Annotated in this window: 15 protein-coding genes; 5 read left to right on the top strand and 10 right to left on the bottom strand. The window is 70.9% G+C overall.

Annotated features, from left to right (window positions below; all coding sequences use genetic code 11):
* Positions 1 to 7: 7 nt before the first annotated feature.
* Positions 8 to 1000: an HAD family hydrolase gene (locus R9Z33_RS10600; RefSeq protein WP_318651263.1), complete on the top strand. Its 993-nt coding sequence runs from the start codon at positions 8 to 10 to the stop codon at positions 998 to 1000.
* A gap of 20 nt (positions 1001 to 1020) precedes the next feature.
* Positions 1021 to 1590: a hypothetical protein gene (locus R9Z33_RS10595; RefSeq protein ID WP_318651262.1), complete on the top strand. Its 570-nt coding sequence runs from the start codon at positions 1021 to 1023 to the stop codon at positions 1588 to 1590.
* 3 nt (positions 1591 to 1593) lie between these two features.
* On the opposite strand, the gene R9Z33_RS10590 is transcribed toward R9Z33_RS10595, so the two are convergent.
* Positions 1594 to 3906 (bottom strand): methyl-accepting chemotaxis protein, encoded by a 2313-nt coding sequence (locus tag R9Z33_RS10590; RefSeq protein WP_318651261.1) that lies wholly within the window; start codon positions 3904 to 3906, stop codon positions 1594 to 1596.
* Positions 3907 to 4030: 124 nt separating this feature from the next.
* Here R9Z33_RS10590 and R9Z33_RS10585 point away from each other — a divergent pair, with 124 nt between their 5' ends.
* The 3 genes from R9Z33_RS10585 to R9Z33_RS10575 all read left to right on the top strand — a co-directional run bounded on the left by R9Z33_RS10585 (position 4031) and on the right by R9Z33_RS10575 (position 6868).
* Positions 4031 to 4666, top strand: a complete 636-nt coding sequence (locus R9Z33_RS10585; protein ID WP_318651260.1) for a flavin reductase family protein — start codon at positions 4031 to 4033, stop codon at positions 4664 to 4666.
* A 58-nt stretch (positions 4667 to 4724) separates the two neighbouring features.
* The gene (locus tag R9Z33_RS10580; RefSeq protein ID WP_318651259.1) at positions 4725 to 6383 is read left to right on the top strand and encodes an ABC transporter permease; all 1659 of its coding nucleotides are present in this window, start codon (positions 4725 to 4727) and stop codon (positions 6381 to 6383) included.
* Between the two features lie 125 nt (positions 6384 to 6508).
* Positions 6509 to 6868: a VOC family protein gene (locus R9Z33_RS10575; RefSeq protein WP_318651258.1), complete on the top strand. Its 360-nt coding sequence runs from the start codon at positions 6509 to 6511 to the stop codon at positions 6866 to 6868.
* A 138-nt stretch (positions 6869 to 7006) separates the two neighbouring features.
* Here R9Z33_RS10575 and R9Z33_RS10570 read toward each other — a convergent pair whose 3' ends face one another.
* The 9 genes from R9Z33_RS10570 to R9Z33_RS10530 all read right to left on the bottom strand — a co-directional run bounded on the left by R9Z33_RS10570 (position 7007) and on the right by R9Z33_RS10530 (position 15438).
* Positions 7007 to 8194, bottom strand: coding sequence for an acetate/propionate family kinase (locus R9Z33_RS10570; protein WP_318651257.1), 1188 nt, complete (start codon positions 8192 to 8194; stop codon positions 7007 to 7009).
* Between the two features lie 3 nt (positions 8195 to 8197).
* The gene (locus R9Z33_RS10565) at positions 8198 to 9130 is read right to left on the bottom strand and encodes a phosphate acetyltransferase (protein WP_450104026.1); all 933 of its coding nucleotides are present in this window, start codon (positions 9128 to 9130) and stop codon (positions 8198 to 8200) included.
* Positions 9131 to 9138: 8 nt separating this feature from the next.
* Positions 9139 to 9870: an enoyl-ACP reductase FabI gene (gene fabI, locus R9Z33_RS10560; RefSeq protein ID WP_450104025.1), complete on the bottom strand. Its 732-nt coding sequence runs from the start codon at positions 9868 to 9870 to the stop codon at positions 9139 to 9141.
* Between the two features lie 47 nt (positions 9871 to 9917).
* Entirely contained in the window at positions 9918 to 12218 is a 2301-nt protein-coding gene (locus tag R9Z33_RS10555) for a DUF3141 domain-containing protein (protein WP_318651255.1), read from the bottom strand.
* Between the two features lie 90 nt (positions 12219 to 12308).
* Positions 12309 to 12800, bottom strand: a complete 492-nt coding sequence (bfr, locus tag R9Z33_RS10550) for a bacterioferritin (protein WP_318651254.1) — start codon at positions 12798 to 12800, stop codon at positions 12309 to 12311.
* Positions 12801 to 12821: 21 nt separating this feature from the next.
* Positions 12822 to 12992: a (2Fe-2S)-binding protein gene (locus tag R9Z33_RS10545; protein ID WP_404830669.1), complete on the bottom strand. Its 171-nt coding sequence runs from the start codon at positions 12990 to 12992 to the stop codon at positions 12822 to 12824.
* Positions 12992 to 14023: a Fe(3+) ABC transporter substrate-binding protein gene (locus R9Z33_RS10540; protein WP_318651253.1), complete on the bottom strand. Its 1032-nt coding sequence runs from the start codon at positions 14021 to 14023 to the stop codon at positions 12992 to 12994. Before R9Z33_RS10540 ends, R9Z33_RS10545 begins: the two co-directional genes overlap by 1 nt.
* Before the next feature lie 129 nt (positions 14024 to 14152).
* A complete protein-coding gene (locus tag R9Z33_RS10535) occupies positions 14153 to 14941 on the bottom strand; it encodes an HpcH/HpaI aldolase family protein (protein ID WP_318651252.1) in 789 nt (262 codons plus the stop codon).
* A 62-nt stretch (positions 14942 to 15003) separates the two neighbouring features.
* A complete protein-coding gene (locus R9Z33_RS10530; protein WP_318651251.1) occupies positions 15004 to 15438 on the bottom strand; it encodes a Rid family detoxifying hydrolase in 435 nt (144 codons plus the stop codon).
* Between the last annotated feature and the right edge of the window lie 97 nt (positions 15439 to 15535).

The following is a 15535-nucleotide window of genomic DNA, read 5'->3' as shown; positions in this document are numbered from 1 at the left end:
GGCCGCCATGCTCGTTTCCCGCCGCCGCCTGACTGCCGCCGCCGCCCTCGGCCTCGGCTTCACGCGGGCAGCGCAGGCGCAGGCCGATCCCCTGCCCTCCTGGCGCGATGGCCCGCGCCGCCGCGCCCTGCTCGATTTCGTCGCCGCCGTCACCACGCCGGGCGGCCCGGATTTCGTCCCCCCGACCGAGCGCATCGCCACCTTCGACAATGACGGCACGCTCTGGGTGGAGCAGCCGGCCTATACGCAGCTCATCTTCACGCGGGACCGCCTGCGCGCCCTGGCCCCGGCCAACCCGGGCTGGGCGCAGGATCCCGTGCTGCGCGCCGCCCTGGCCGGGGACCTCTCGGGCGTGCTGGCCGCCGGCAGCGAGGGCACGCTGCGGCTCATGGGCCTCACCCTGGCGGGCCTCTCGCCCGAGACCGCCCGGCGCCTGGCGGCCGAATGGCTCGCCACCGCGCGGGATGCGCGCTGGGGGCGGCCCTACACGGCGCTGGTCTATCAGCCCATGCTGGAGGTGCTGGCCCTGCTGCGCGCCCATGGCTTCGCCACCTTCATCGTCTCGGGCGGCGGGGTCGAGTTCGTGCGCGCCTTTTCCGAATCCGCCTATGGCATCCCGCCGCACCAGGTGGTGGGCTCCAGCTTCGCGCTCCAGCCGGGCGAGGCCGAGGGCCGGATCACCCTCGCGATGGAGCCGCGCGCCGATTTCGTGGATGACGGGCCGGGCAAGCCCGTCGGCATCGCCCGCTTCATCGGCCGCCGGCCCATCGCCGCCTTCGGCAATTCCGACGGCGACTGGCAGATGCTGCGCTACACCACCGAGGGGCCCGGCCGGCGCCTGGGGATGATCATCCACCATGACGACGCAGCGCGCGAATACGCCTATGACCGGCAGAGCCCCGTCGGCCGCCTGGCCCGCGCGCTGGACGATGCGCCCGCACGCGGCTGGCTGGTCACCTCCATGCGGCAGGACTGGGCGCGGATCTTCCCGGGCGATTGAGCGCCACACAGGAGAACAGGATGAAGGTGATCGGACAGGCGCTGCTCGACGGCGCCCTGGTGGTGCTGCCGATCGGCGCCATCGCGCTCCTGGTGCTGGGCATCGTCCATCGGCTGCAGGCCATGGCCGACCCGCTCTCCAGCACCTATGTCCATCCGGCCCTCGCCGCCGTGCTGCTGTTGCTGCTGCTCTGCGCGCTGGTGGGCGCGCTGGTGCGCTCGGCCATGGGGCGGCAGGCGCGGCATGTGCTGGAGGTGGGGCTGCTGCAGCGCATCCCGGGATGGCGCCTCGCCAAGGCCTTCGCCGCCGAGGGCCCGCTGATGGGCCAGGGCGGCCGCTCGCTGCGCCCGGCGCTGGCCCATATCGAGGAAGGGCTCTGCCCCGCCCTGGTGATGGATGAATTCGCCGATGGCCGGCTGATGGTCTTCGTCCCCGGCTCGCCCGCGCCCATGTCGGGCGCGATCTACATCTTCACGCCCGACAAGGTGCAGCTGCTCGACGTGCCGCTCATGCCCTTCCTGCGCGGCATCGCCTCCTGGGGCCTCGGCCTGCGCGAGATGATCGAGGCGGACGAGGCCCGGCGGGGCTGAGCCTCACGCCGCGCGCACCTGCTTCAGGAAGTCGCCCGAGCGGTCCCGCAGCAGCCCCGCCTGATGCGCGAGGTCGTTCGAGGCGTTCAGCACCTCGCCCGCCGAGCGCCCGGTCTCACCCGAGGCCGCGCGCACATCCTCGATGCGGCGGGTGACGGCGCCCGTGCCCTCCGCCACCAGGGCGGCGCTGCGGGCGATCTCCCGCGTGGCCGCCCCCTGCTCCTCCACCGCCGCGGCGATGGCGGCGGTCACCTCGTTCATCCGCTCGATCGTCGCCGTGATGGAGCGCAGCGCGCCCACCGCGTCACCCGTGCTGCCCTGAATGCCGCCGATCTGCGCGGCGATCTCCTCCGTCGCCTTCGCGGTCTGCGCGGCCAGGCTCTTCACCTCGCTCGCCACCACGGCGAAGCCCTTGCCGGCATCCCCCGCCCGCGCCGCCTCGATCGTGGCGTTCAACGCCAGCAGGTTGGTCTGGCCCGCGATGTCGCTGATCAGCCGCACCACGTCGCCGATGCGCGCCGCCGCCTGGGCGAGGCCCTGCACCGTGCCGTCCGTGGCGCGCGCCTCATCGGCCGCGGCGCGCGCCACCTCGGCGCCCTCCGCCACCTGGCGCGTGATCTCGGCGACGCTGGCCGCCAGCTCCTCGGCGCTCGCCGCCACCGACTGCACATCGGCGCCGGCGCGCTGCGACACCTCGGAGACGGCCTCCGCCTCGCGGCCGGAGGTCTCGGCGGCCGCCGTCAGGGCATGGGCGGATTGCTGCATCTGCCCGGCCGCCGCGGCCACCGCATCCACGACGCCGCCCATCTCCGCCTCGAACCGATCGGCAAGGCGCGCCTGGCCGGTGACAAGCTGCCAGCACAGCATGGGCCCAACATAGGCGCCCTCGCGGTCACGGATCGCGGTGATGTTGAGGTCCAGCACCTCGCCGCCCGTGGCGATGCGCGCGCGCTGCGGCAGATGCGCGCCATCGGCCAGCATCTCGTTCTGCAGGGCGGGGTGCTGGTCGAGCGTGGCAACGGCCTGGCCCAGCACCTCTTCCGCCTTGACCGGCAGGGCATGCTCGATCCGGCGCATCAGGTCCTGCGCCTCGGGGTTCAGGTAGGTGACCCGCAACCCGTCCTTCGGATCGGCCATCATGACGCCGAGCGGCATCTGGTCCAGCATCTGCTGCCGGGCGAAGGCCTGCGCCACCTCGCCGCGCAGCCCCTCCAGCGCGACGGCGATCTGGCCGATCTCGTCGCGGCGGTCGCGATCGGGCACGGGGCGGGCGGTGTCGCCCGCCGCGATGCCGCGGATGGCGGTGGCAATGCGGCCGAGCGGCCTTCCGATGGCACGCGCCGTCAGCCAGCCTGAGACGGCGAGCAGCAGGGCGACCACAGCGCCGATCATCCAGACGCTCTGCTCCAGCATCGCCATCGCCGCGCGCGCGGCGGCGGCGTTCTGCACCGCCTCGGCCTCCAGCGCGGCACTCGCCGCACCCAGCGCCGTGACCGTCCGGTCGCGACTTGGCGTGTTGCGGGTGTTCCGCAGCTCCTGGATGCGGGCGGCCAGCGCCATCACGCCATCGGCCTGCTCGGCCAGCGCGAGACCGGTGGTGGCCAGGCGCTCCATGTCGGCCTTGACGGAATCAGGCGCGGCGGAGGTGAGGCGACGCGCATGCACGCGGCCCTGCGAGGCGGAGCGGCGGGTGCGCGTGGCGGCGGCCGGGTCGTCGGTCGCGAGGTAGCGTTGCAGGCTGAGGCGCACTTCGTTGATCGCCTGCACGAAGGTGTTCATCACGTCGCGCAGCTCGTCCCGCGCATCGCCCTCCACGCCGAACTGCAGGTTGGCGGCAGCGGATTCCAGCGCCTGGTCGAATTCGGCGAAGCGGGGAAAGAAGTCGGCGTCGCGTTTCTGGATCAGCTCGCGCCGCGTCTGCACCGTCGCCGCCACGGCCGAGCGGTATTCGGCGAATTCACGCTGCGTCGCCGCCAGCGGGGCGATCGCGGCGGCGGCCGCGCTCTCCCGTGCGCGGGAGAGTGCCTGCTCGGTCGCGACGAGGCTCTCCTCCATCAGCGCCGCCTCGGTGGCGAGCCGCTGCGGCTGGTTGGCGAGCAGGACGCCGCGCAAGGCGTTGTTCGCCTCCATCAGGTGGCGCCCCGCCTCGAAGGCGGCGAAGCGGGCGGCGGCGGCGCGGCGCTCGGCCGCCTGCTGCTCGGCCACCTGGGCATTCTCCCGCGTGACGAGGCCGATAAGCGCGCCCAGCAGCAGCAGGGCGACGCCGGCGCTGATGGCCAGTTTTCGGCCGACGGACAGATTCCGGAAAAAGCGCATGGAAGGGTTCTCCTTGTCCGTGCCAAGCTGCGCAGCCTCCGCTTAAGGTCCGGTGAACGCCCCCTCGACAGATGCGCGCGCCCCCCCCAATTTGCCGCGACCCCACCCTGAAGGCCGCCCGGACATGCTCTTCGACTTCGAAACCCTTCCCACCGCCGACCGCTACAAGCTCGTCGTCTCCACCATCGTCCCCCGGCCCATCGCCTGGGTGGTGAGCCAGGACGAGGCGGGCGTGGTGAATGCGGCGCCCTATTCCTTCTTCAACGCCTTCTCGGACGATCCGGTGGTCATCGGCATCGGCTGCGGCCCCAAGCCGTCCGGCGCCACCAAGGACACGCTGGCCAATATCCAGGCGATGGGCGAATTCGTCGTCTGCCTCGTGCCGCAATCCCACCTGCCGCACATGAACATCACCGCGACCGATTTCGGCCCCGAGGTGGATGAGCTGGATGAGGCGAAGCTCACCAAGGTGCCCTCCACCAAGATCCGCGTGCCGCGCATCGGCGAGAGCCCGGTGGCGCTGGAATGCAAGACCTTCCAGCTGATCCCCGTCGGCCACCACACCATCGTGCTGGGCCGCGTGGTCGCCATGCATGTGCGCGACGATGCGGTGATGGACGAGGCCAAGCGCTACATCGACACGCCCAAGCTCGACCTCGTCGGCCGCATGCACGGGCGCGGCTGGTACACCCGCACGACCGACCGCGTGGAGGTGCCGCGCATCACGCTGGCCGAATGGGAGGCCGCCAAGAAGGGCTGACCAGCGCCCGGCTTTGGTGTAGGAGAGCGACCCAGATGAGAATGCGTCGCAACTCCCGATGAGCGCCACCAGCCTGGCGTCATCCCCCGCCACATCCGCGCGGCGCGTCCCCCTCTGGGCGCGGCTGACGCTGGGCGTGGCGACGCTGATCATGCTGCCCATCGCCGCCGTGCTGGCCGCCGCCATCGCCCCGGCGGGCGAGGTCTGGCTGCATATCTGGCGGACCTCCCTGGCTGAGCTGCTGGGCACCACGGCGGCCCTCGCCCTGCTGGTCGCGCTGATGGCAGGCAGCGCGGGCGCGGTGACGGCCTGGCTGGTCACGGCCTGCGAGTTCCGCGGCCGCGCCTTCCTCCAGGTGGCGCTGCTGCTGCCGCTCGCCATGCCCGCCTATGTCAGCGGCTATGCCTGGACCTGGCTGATGGATGTGGCGGGGCCGCTGCAATCCAACCTGCGCGGCGCCACCGGCTGGCGCTATGGCGACTACTGGTTCCCCGAGATGCGGAGCCTGCACGGCGCGGCCCTGGTGCTGGCCATGGTGCTCTATCCCTACGTCTACCTGCTCTGCCGTTCCGCCTTCCTGGCGCAATCCACCTGCCTCGTGGAGGTGTCGCGCACGCTTGGCCATTCGCTCTCGCGCTGCTTCTGGCGGGTCGCGCTGCCGCTCGCGCGGCCGGCGCTGGTGGCGGGGCTGGCGCTGGTCCTGATGGAGACACTGGCTGATTTCGGCACGGTGCAGCATTTTGGCCTGCGCACCTTCACCACCGGCATCTATGAGGCGTGGTTCGGCATGGCCGATCGCGGCGCCGCCAGCCAGCTCGCCGCCGCCCTGCTCTTCTGCGTGGCCCTGCTGCTGGCGCTGGAGCAGGCGAGCCGCGGCGGGCGGCGCTTCCACCCGATGACGACGCGCCACGCGCCTTTCCGCCCGGTGCAGCTGCGTGGCGCGAAGGCGGCGCTGGCCGTGCTGGCCTGCGCCCTGCCGCTGCTGCTGGGCTTCGTGGTGCCGGGCAGCGCCCTCTTCGCCCTGATGATCGAGGCGGGCGACCCGCTCTCGCCCTCGCGCTTCCTGCCCTTCCTGACCCATTCGCTGACGCTGGCCGCCATCACGGCGGCCCTCGCCGTGCTGCTGGCCGCCTGGCTCGCCTGGGCCGCGCGGCTCTACCCGAGCGCCACCGCGCGCTGGGCCAACCGCGCCGCGGGGCTCGGCTACGCCATCCCGGGCTCGGTCATCGCGGTGGGCACGCTGGTTCCCTTCGGCCTCTTCGACAATGCGCTGGATTCCTGGCTCAGGGCGAGCTTCGGCGTCAGCTCCGGCCTGCTGCTCTCGGGCACCATCGCGGCACTGGTCTTCGCCTATCTGGTGCGCTTCCTGGGGGTGGCGCTCTCCTCCGTCGAGAGCGGGCTCGCGCGCCTCAAGCCGAGCTTCCAGTCGGCCGCCCGCTCACTCGGCTGCGGCCCGGGCGAGGCGGTGTGGCGGGTGGAACTGCCGCTCTCGCGCGGGGCGCTGCTGACCGCCGCCATCCTGGTCTTCGTGGACACGATGAAGGAATTGCCGGCGACGCTGATCGTCCGTCCCTTCGATTTCGACACGCTGGCGGTCCGCGTCTACAACCTCGCCTCCGACGAGCGGCTGGCCGAGGCCAGCACCTCGGCCCTGCTCATCGTGCTGGCCGGGCTGCTGCCGGTCTATGCGCTGACGCGGGCGATGAAGCGGAGCTGAGCGCCGCCGAGAACCATGCGAGACCGCCTGACCGAAATCCCCGTCACCTCGCCGGGCGAAGATCACGCCAGATCGGCCGAGGCCGGCCGAACCGCCGTTTCGCTCGCCGTCTGGAGTGCTGCGACATGAATGATCCGGCCCGTTGCATCCCGATCCTGGCCTCGCTCGACCTCGAAGAGACGATGCGCTTCTACACGGAGCAGCTCGGCTTCGCCGGCGAATCCTGGGGCGATTACGCGATCCTTCGCCGCGAGTCGATGGAACTCCACTTCTGCCTGACGACCGATCGCGTCCATCCGGAGCACACCTCCTGCTACATCCGCGGGGGCCAGGTGCCGCTGCTGCATGCGGAATTCGCGGCGCGCGGCGTGGCTGGCCTGTCCGCCTTCACCGTCCGTCCCTGGGACATGAAGGAATTCACCATCCACGACCCGCACGGCAATCTGCTGCGCTTCGGCTGCGCGCCGCAGGAGATCGTGGAATGACCGGCAGGCCTTCGCCTGTCGGATTCTCCCGCGACCGCTGACCTGATTGACGCGGCCCGCTGCGCGAGGACCAGCAACGCGATCCGTGAGTGCCGGACGAGAATGACCTTCCGTGTGACGCCCGCCGCAGCCTGCGCTTCAGTCCGGCAGGGCCATGCCCTGGCTGAGCACTTCGACGACATGGCGGGCGATCATGCCCTCCTCATCCGTCGGCACCACCCAGGCGGAGAGGCGTGAGCCCTCGGCGCTGATGCGCCCCTCGCCCGCTGCGTTGCGCGCCGCGTCCAGCGTCAGGCCGAGCCAGGCGCAGCCCGCCGCCACCTCCGCGCGCGTGGCCGCGTCGTTCTCGCCGATGCCGGCGGTGAAGACCAGCGCATCCAGCCCGCCCAGGGCCGCGGCCAGCGAGCCGATCTCGCGGTGGATGCGATGGACGAAGAGTGCGATGGCATGCCGCGCTTCCACCGCATCGGAGGCCCGGAGCGCCCGCATGTCCGACGAGATGCCCGAGACGCCGAGCAGGCCAGATTCCTTGTAGATCAGCGCCTCCAGCGCACGGGCATCCATGCCCTCGCTGTCCATCAGATGGATCAGCACCCCCGGGTCCAGCGCGCCGCAGCGCGTGCCCATCATCAGCCCATCGGCCGCGGTGAAGCCCATGGTGCTGGCGACACTCCGCCCGCCCTGCATGGCGCAGAGGCTCGCCCCATTGCCGAGATGTGCCACGATGACGCGCGCCTGCGCGAGGCCGAGCCCCGGCAGTTGCGTGGCGATGTATTCGTAGGAGAGGCCGTGGAAGCCGTAGCGCCGGATGCCCGCCTCGGTCATGCGGCGCGGCAGTGCGAATTCCTGCACCAACGGCGCCTGGCTGCGATGGAAGGCCGTGTCGAAGCAGGCCACCTGCGGCAATTCGGGGGCGAGTTCCACCAACGCGCGGATCGGCGCCAGGTTGTGCGGCTGGTGCAGCGGCGCGAGCGGCGAGAGGGCGGCGAGACGGTCCAGGATCCCGGGCGTCACGCGCACCGGCCGCGCGAAATCCAGCCCGCCATGCACCACGCGGTGCCCGGCGGCGACCACGCGCGAATCGCCCAGCGCCTCCCGCTCCAGCGCCAGCATCTCGCCGATGGCGCGGGCATGGTCGAAGCCCTCGGGCGCCCAGCGCCGCTCCAGCACCGTCTCGCCCGCCGCATCGCGCAGCCTGAGATGCGGCGCGGTGCCGATGCCCTCGATCAGCCCGCGCAGATGGGCGGCGAAGGGCGCGCTGGTTTCGTGCAGGCCGAACTTGATGCTGGAGGAGCCGGCATTCACGACCAGGAAGAATTCGGCCATGGCTCAGTCGCCCAGCGCGCGCACCGGAACGCTGCGCCGCGCGGCGGCCACCAGCGCCGCGATGGCGCAGGAGGCGATGCGCGTGACGCGGCTGTCGGCCCGGCTGGTCAGGATGATGGGCACGCGCGCGCCCACCACGATCCCCGCCGCCTGCGCGCCCGCCAGGAAGGTGAGACTCTTGGCCAGCATGTTCCCGGCCTCGAGGTCGGGCACGATCAGCACATTGGCGCGCCCCGCGACGGGCGAGACGATCTTCTTGATCGCCGCCGCCGCCATGTCGATGGCGTTGTCGAGGGCCAGCGGCCCATCCAGCAGCCCGCCCGTGATCTGCCCGCGATCGGCCATCTTGCACAGCGCCGCCGCCTCGATCGTGCTGGGCACGGCGGGGTTCACCGTCTCCATCGCCGAGAGGATCGCAACACGCACCTCCTGGAAGCCAAGCGCCTGCGCGAGGTCGATGGCGTTCTGCGTGATGTCCACCTTCTCGGCCAGGGTGGGCGCGATGTTCACGGCGGCGTCGCTGATGATCAGCGGGTCGGCGTGGCCCGGAACATCCATCACGAAGCAGTGGCTGACGCGGCGCTTGGTGCGCAGGCCCTCGCGCGCCACCACGGGGCGCATCAGCTCATCCGTGTGCAGGCTGCCCTTCATCAGCGCCTCGGCCCGGCCCTCGCGCACCAGGCCCACGGCGATCTCGGCCGCCGCGTCGCTGTGTGGCGCATCCACCTGCTCGATGCCGTCGAGGGTGACGCCCGCCGCCTGCGCCGCGGCCGCGATCTTGGCGCGGGGGCCGACCAGGATGGGGCGGATGATCCCCGCGCGCATCGCCTCCATCGCGCTCTCGATGGAGGTCGCGTCGCAGGGGTGGGCGACGGCCACGCTGGTGGGCGGCAGCCTCGCCCCGGCGGCGATCAGGCGGTCATAGCGGGAGGTCATGCGTTGTCTCAGGCGACGATGTTGGCGCCGCCATCCACGTAGATGGTGCCCCCCGTGACGCGGCGCGCATAGGGGGTGGCGAGATAGGCGCAGGCGAAGCCCACATCCATGATGTCGGCGAGCTCGCCGAGCGGGGCGCGCTCGGCCGCTTCCGCCAGCAGCAGCTCGAAATCCTTGAGGCCCGAGGCGGCGCGCGTCTTGAGCGGCCCGGGCGAGATGGCGTGCACGCGGATGCCCTGCGGCCCCAGCTCATGCGCGAGATAGCGGCACGAGGCCTCCAGCGCCGCCTTCACCGGGCCCATCACGTTGTAGTTCGGCACGACGCGCGCGGCGCCGTAATAGCTCATCGCGAACATGGCGCCGCCCTCGGTCATCAGCGGAGCGGCCAGCTTCGCCATGCGAACGAAGGAATGGCAGGAGACGTCCATGGCCTTGGCGAAGCCCTCGGCCGAGCAGTTCAGCAGGCCGCCCTGCAGATCCTCCTTCGGCGCGAAGGCGATGGAATGCACGAGGATGTCGAGCCGGCCCCAGCGGCGGGTGATCTCCTCGAACACCGCCTCCAGCTGGCCGGGGATGGAGACGTCGAGCGGCGCCAGGATCTCGGCCCCGAGCGCCTCGGCATGTGGCGCCACATGCGGGCGCGCCTTCTCGTTCAGATAGGTGATGGCGAGGTCGGCGCCGAGTTCGCGAAAGGCCTTGGCACAGCCATAGGCGATGGAGTGCTCATTCGCGACGCCCACGACGAGCGCCTTTCTGCCGGCGAGGACAGGGCTCGGAGGGGGCTGCATCAGCCGCGCCCCCGCGGGCGCCGGGCAGGTGCCTTGAGGGGCGCCTTGCGGACGGGCGCCTTGCGCGCGGGTGGCGCAGCGAGCTTCGGCGCCGATGCCTCCATGGCGGGCGCCTCGAGCGCGGGCGTGACCGCGCCGAAGGCCTCGGCCAGCGCATCCAGCCGCGCCTGGCCTTCCGGCGAGAGCCCACCCTGCGCCAGCACGATGCTCCGCAGCGCGGCGAAGGCCTGGGCCCGCACCCCTGCATCCTCCGGCAGCAGGCCGGGCAAGGTGGCGAGCGCACGCGCCTCGTCCATGCGGAGAAGCTGCGACTGGTCGCGCACCAGGTCGCGGAACTGCGGCAGGGTCAGGCGCTTCTCGGCGGGCTGCGCCTGGCGCAGCGCCTCGATGACGTGGGCCGCGCGCTCGTCGAAGCCGCGCTCGGCGCGCAGCACATGGATCAGCGCGCGCAGCATGGCCTCGGGCAGGCCGCCCTCCGCCATGCGGTGCGAGAGGGCGGCAGCAGCGCGCTCATAGGCCGCCTCGCGCACCAGGTCCCGCGCCACGCGGCGGCCGGCGCCGACGGGCTCGGCACCCAGGCCGACCATGGCCTGCAGCACGGGCGACCCATAGGTGGCGAGGAAGACCGCCTCGCGCATCGCATCCCGCGCGTCGCGATAGGCATCGAGGCCTTGCGCCACCGCCTCGGAGAATTGCCGCTCCATCGCGAGAAGCGGGTTGCCGGGCTCCACCGGCCGGCGGTCCTGGCGCACCGCCTCGGCCAGGGCGGGAATGGCGGCCAGCGCCGGGTTGCGGCTGGAGAACATCTCGAAGCGCATCCGGTGCGGATGCGTGCGGCGCAGGAATTCCGCCGATTGCGGCGTGCTCATCAGGCGCAGCAGGGGCGCCATGAACTGCGCGTAGAGGCCGCGATTGATCTCGGAGACGCGCGCCACCGTCTCGAAGCGGCGCTGGTCGGCCGCGTCATTGCCGCCCAGCGCGCGCAGGTCGTCCAGGCTGCGGCCCTCGATGCGGAAGAGATATTTGCCCTGCACCAGCTCGGGGTTCGCCGTGTCCTCGTCCACCTCGGTGATGACCGCCTCGTAGAGGCCGGGCGGCAGCATCTCGATCATGTCCATGCAGTTGGTGAAGCGGCCATGCTCGCGGCTCGCAACCTGGCCGGAGACGAAGATGCCCAGATGCCCGATGGTCTGGTGCACGGTGTAGACCACCGCCTGCCCCGCGGCCCGCATCTCCTCATCGGTGTCGTAGAGGTCGGTCAGCCAGCCCAGCGCCTGCTGCGGCGGCGTGATGTCATCGCCCCAGGAACAGAAGACGATGATGGGCCCGCCGATATTGCGAAGATCCATCCGGCGGCCGTCGCGCGTGGCGATGGCGCCGGCGGAGAGCTTGTTGCCGATGAACAGCTCATCCACGATGAACTGCATCTCCTCGGCGTTCAGCGTGACGGGATTGCCCCACCAGCTTTCGAAATCGAGGAAGCGCGGCGCCTCCGTGTCCACCTTGGAATAGAGGTTGTAGAGCTTCTTCCAGTAGGTGTTCGCCGGGTTCAGCGATTCGAAGTTGGCGATGAGGCTGGCGCCGTCGAAGACGCCATGGCCGAGATCGCCGCTCATCGCCGTCAGCCAGCTGCCGCCATAGAGGCCGCCCGAATAGCGCATCGGGTTCTTGCCGCGCACGCCCGCCCAGTAGGAGAGCGGCGCGCCGGCCAGCAGGATGGGGCCCGGCAGCTCCGGATTGAGGCTCGCCATCATCATGATCTGCCAGCCCGCCTGGCAATTGCCGATGAGGCAGGGCCTGCTCTCCGCCTCCGGGTGGCGGGCGATGACGGTCTCGACGAAATGCGCCTCCGCCGCGCAGACATCCTCGATGGTCTGGCCGGGCACGGGCTCGGGCAGGAAGCCCACGAAATAGCAGGGATGGCCGGCGGCGAGCGCCACGCCGATCTCGCTGTCCTGCTTCATGCCGCCGATGCCCGGGCCATGGCCGGCGCGCGGATCGAAGACGATGAAGGGGCGCTTCGCCGGGTCCACCCGCTGGCCCGCGGGCGGGATGATGCGCACCAGGCCGTAATTCACCGGGCGGGCAAGCTGGCGGCCATCCACCAGCACTTCCACCTCGAAGGTGAGCACATGCGGCGCCGTGGCCTGGCTGCGGGTGATCTGGTTGTCGCCGCGCTGGCGCAGCGCGTCGAGGGTCAGGATGGCGCGCTGCGCCGCATCCAGCCAGTAGTCCTGCACCGCGCCGAAGGGCCAGAAGATGGGCGGCGCGTCAGGACGCGGGGGAAGGTGATCCGGCATGGCTGGTTCCTCGCTCGGCGCCCTGAGGAGCGCCGGCGAGGAGTTTCGCGCATTTCATGTTGCAGCGCAACATTTTGCGCGTGGGAGGCCTCAGCCGTGCTGCTCGGGGGCCGCCGCGCTGTTGAGCTGGATGTAGTTCTCGATCCCCATCTGGCGGATCATGTCGAACTGCGTCTCGAGGAAATCCTCGTGCTCCTCCTCATTGGCGAGGATGGCCTTCAGAAGGTCCCGGCTGACATAGTCGCGCACGCCCTCGCAATGGGCGATGCCCTCACGCAGGTCGGCCAGGGCCTTCACCTCGAGCTTGAGGTCGCATTCCAGGACCTCCTTCACGTTCTGCCCGATGAGGATGGGGTTCAGCCGCTGCACATTGGGCAGGCCGCCGAGGTAGAGGATGCGCTTGATGAGGTCATCCGCGTGCTTCATCTCCTCGATGCTCTCGGCGTATTCGTGCTTGGCGAGCTTGGTCACGCCCCAGTCGTCCAGCATGCGCGCATGCAGGAAATACTGGTTGATGGCCGTCAGCTCGTTGGTGAGCTGGATGTTCAGATGCTCGATGACCCGGGGGTCGCCCTTGGGCATGCGAAGTGTCTCCTTGTCGCGCTACGCCTTTGCGGGCGTTTCACGCAAAATTTGCACAACGCTCGGGGCGCAGCAACCACATTGCGCCCGCCCGCCGCAGCAGGCGTAGACCTCCGCGGGACGCGAGGCGCCTTGCGCGATGGCGGCGCGCACGTCGCCATCGCTCATTCCGTTGCAGAGACAGATGACCATCAGCGCCAGCCCGCGCGCTGCATGATCCGCAACGCCTCGGGCGAGAGCGCGCCGATCCGCGCGGCGTTCAGCTGGTCCTGCTTGAAGGCGCCGAGGCCGCGCAGGAAGGCGCTGGGCTGTGCGTCGGCCACCACGGGATATTCGCTGTTGCCGTCGGCGAAGATGGTCTGCGCCGCCTGGCCGCTCAGATATTCCAGGAAGGCCACCGCCGCCTCGCGGTTCGGCGCGGTGCGGACGACACCCGCGCCCGAGATGTTCACATGGGTGCCGCGGTCGCCCTGGTTCGGGAAGAGCACGGCCATCTTCTCGGCCACCGCGCGATCCTCGGCGCGCTGCGAGCGCGCGAGATTGCCGAGATAGTAGGTATTGGAGATGGCCAGCCGCCCCTGCCCGGCCGCGACGGCGCGGATCTGGTCGGTGTCGCCGCCCGAGGGCGGGCGCGCGAGGTTGGCGGCGATGCCGCGCGCCCAGGCCTCGGTCGCCTCCGCGCCATTGGCGGCCAGCATGCTCGCCGTCCAGCCGATGGAATAGATGTTCCCGGAGGAGCGGGTGACGACCATGCCGCGATATTCCGGCTTGGCGAGGTCCTCGTAGCGCGCGAGGCCGGCGGGCAGGCCGATGGTCTTGTCGTACATCACCACGCGCGCCCGCATGGAGAAGCCGAACCAATGGCCCTCCGGGTCACGCAGATGGGCCGGGATGCGGGACTGGAGGACAGTGGATGCCGTCCGCTGCAGCACGCCCGCTTCCTGCGCACGCGCGAGGCGCCCGGCATCCACGGTGATGAGGACATCGGCCGGGCTGTTCGCGCCCTCGGAGCGGATGCGCTCCAGCAGCTGGTCGGCATTGGCCTCGATCAGCCGGATGCGGATGCCGCTCTGCCGGGTGAAGCCGTCATAGAGCTCACGATCCGTGTCGTAGTGGCGCGAGGAATAGAGGCTGAGCACGCGCTCCTGCGCCCGCAGCACGGCGGGGGCCCCAAGAGCGGCGAGGGAGGCGGTGGTGGCGGCGAGCAGGCTGCGGCGGTGCATGGCGTTCCCTGTGAGGAGGTGTCTGAGCGCTGGTTATCGCAACTGCGAACCACTCGCAAGTCTATTTGCGAATGTTTCGCAACTGCAGCCATGATGCGCCGCAGCCCCCTCCCCCCACCTTGATCAGGATCAACCTGCGGCGAGGCCGCGCAGGAATTTCGCGCGCTGGCCCGCGCCCGCCATCACGAAGGCATGGTCCGAGCCGCCCAGGATGAAGCGCGCGCCAAGCGCCACATAGTCGCGTGCGACCACCTCGTCATAGACGCCGCCCATCCCCAGCACCTTGCCGTGGCGCGCGCAGGCGGCGGCGACGCTCGCGTAAGCCGCGCGCACGCGCGGATGGCCGATCTGCCCCGGGATGCCCATGGTCGCCGTCAGGTCGCTCGTGCCGAACATCAGCACATCCACGCCGGGGATCGCCGCGATGGCGTCGGCATTGGCGACGCTTTCCTCCGTCTCGACCATGCAGGCGATCAGCACCTGCTCGTTGCTCTCGCGCTGCGCCGTCGCGGCATCGGGCGCCTGGAAGCCGTACAGGATGGGCGGGCCGCCCCAGCTTCGCATGCCCAGCGGCGGGAAGCGGAAGGCCTCCACCACCTGCTTCGCCTCGGCCACCGTGTCCACATGGGGGACGACGACGCCCATGGCGCCATTGTCCAGGCAGCGGGTGCCCTCGAAGAGCGCGTCCTTGCAGCAGCGCACGATCGGCGTGCAGCCCTGGCCCAGGGCCGCCATGGAGATCTGCGCGGCGTCGTCCACGCTCATCGCGCCATGCTCCATGTCGATGAAGAGCCAGTCGAAGCCGGTGGCGGCGCCCAGCGCGCCCACGGCGGAGCCGCGCAGGTGGTGCACGCCGAAGCCGATGGCGAGCCCGCCTTCGGCCAGGCGCTGCTTGGCGATGTTCTGGATGATGGGCATGGATGACCTCCCTCTGCTTTGCGCCCAGCGCATCACGCGGGGCGCGGGGGGTCAACCAGGCCTCACCGGGCGGCGATGCCGACGATCTCCACCTTCGCATCGCGCGGCAGGCGGGCGGCCTGCACCGTCGCGCGCGCCGGCGGGCTGGTCGGGAAATAGGTCGCGTAGACCGCGTTCATCCGGGCGAACTCGTTGAGATCCGCCATGAAGACGGTGGTGCTGACGATGTCGCTCATGCGGAAGCCGGCCGCCTCCACCACGGCCTTGAGGTTGTCCAGCACGCGGCGCGTCTCGGCCTCGATGCTGCGGTCGGCGATCATCTGGTTGGTGACGGGATCAAGCGCGATCTGGCCCGCGAGGTAGAGCGTGTTGCCCACACGCAACGCCTGGCTGTAGGGGCCGATGGCGGCAGGCGAACCGGGCGTCGAGATCACCTGCGGCTGCGCCAGCGCGGGCGTGGCGAGGGCGAGCAGCAGAAGGGCGGCGCGGATCATCATGGGGGGGCTCTCCGTGGCGGGAGGAGAAGCCTAGGGACATCCACGCCGCGGATTCAACGCCCAGTTTTCAGCATCCGGTTTTCAACGCCCGGTTTTC

This window comes from Sediminicoccus rosea (assembly GCF_033547095.1).
GTDB classification, from domain to species: domain Bacteria; phylum Pseudomonadota; class Alphaproteobacteria; order Acetobacterales; family Acetobacteraceae; genus Roseococcus; species Roseococcus rosea.
This window is presented reverse-complemented; position numbering and strand designations above follow the sequence as displayed.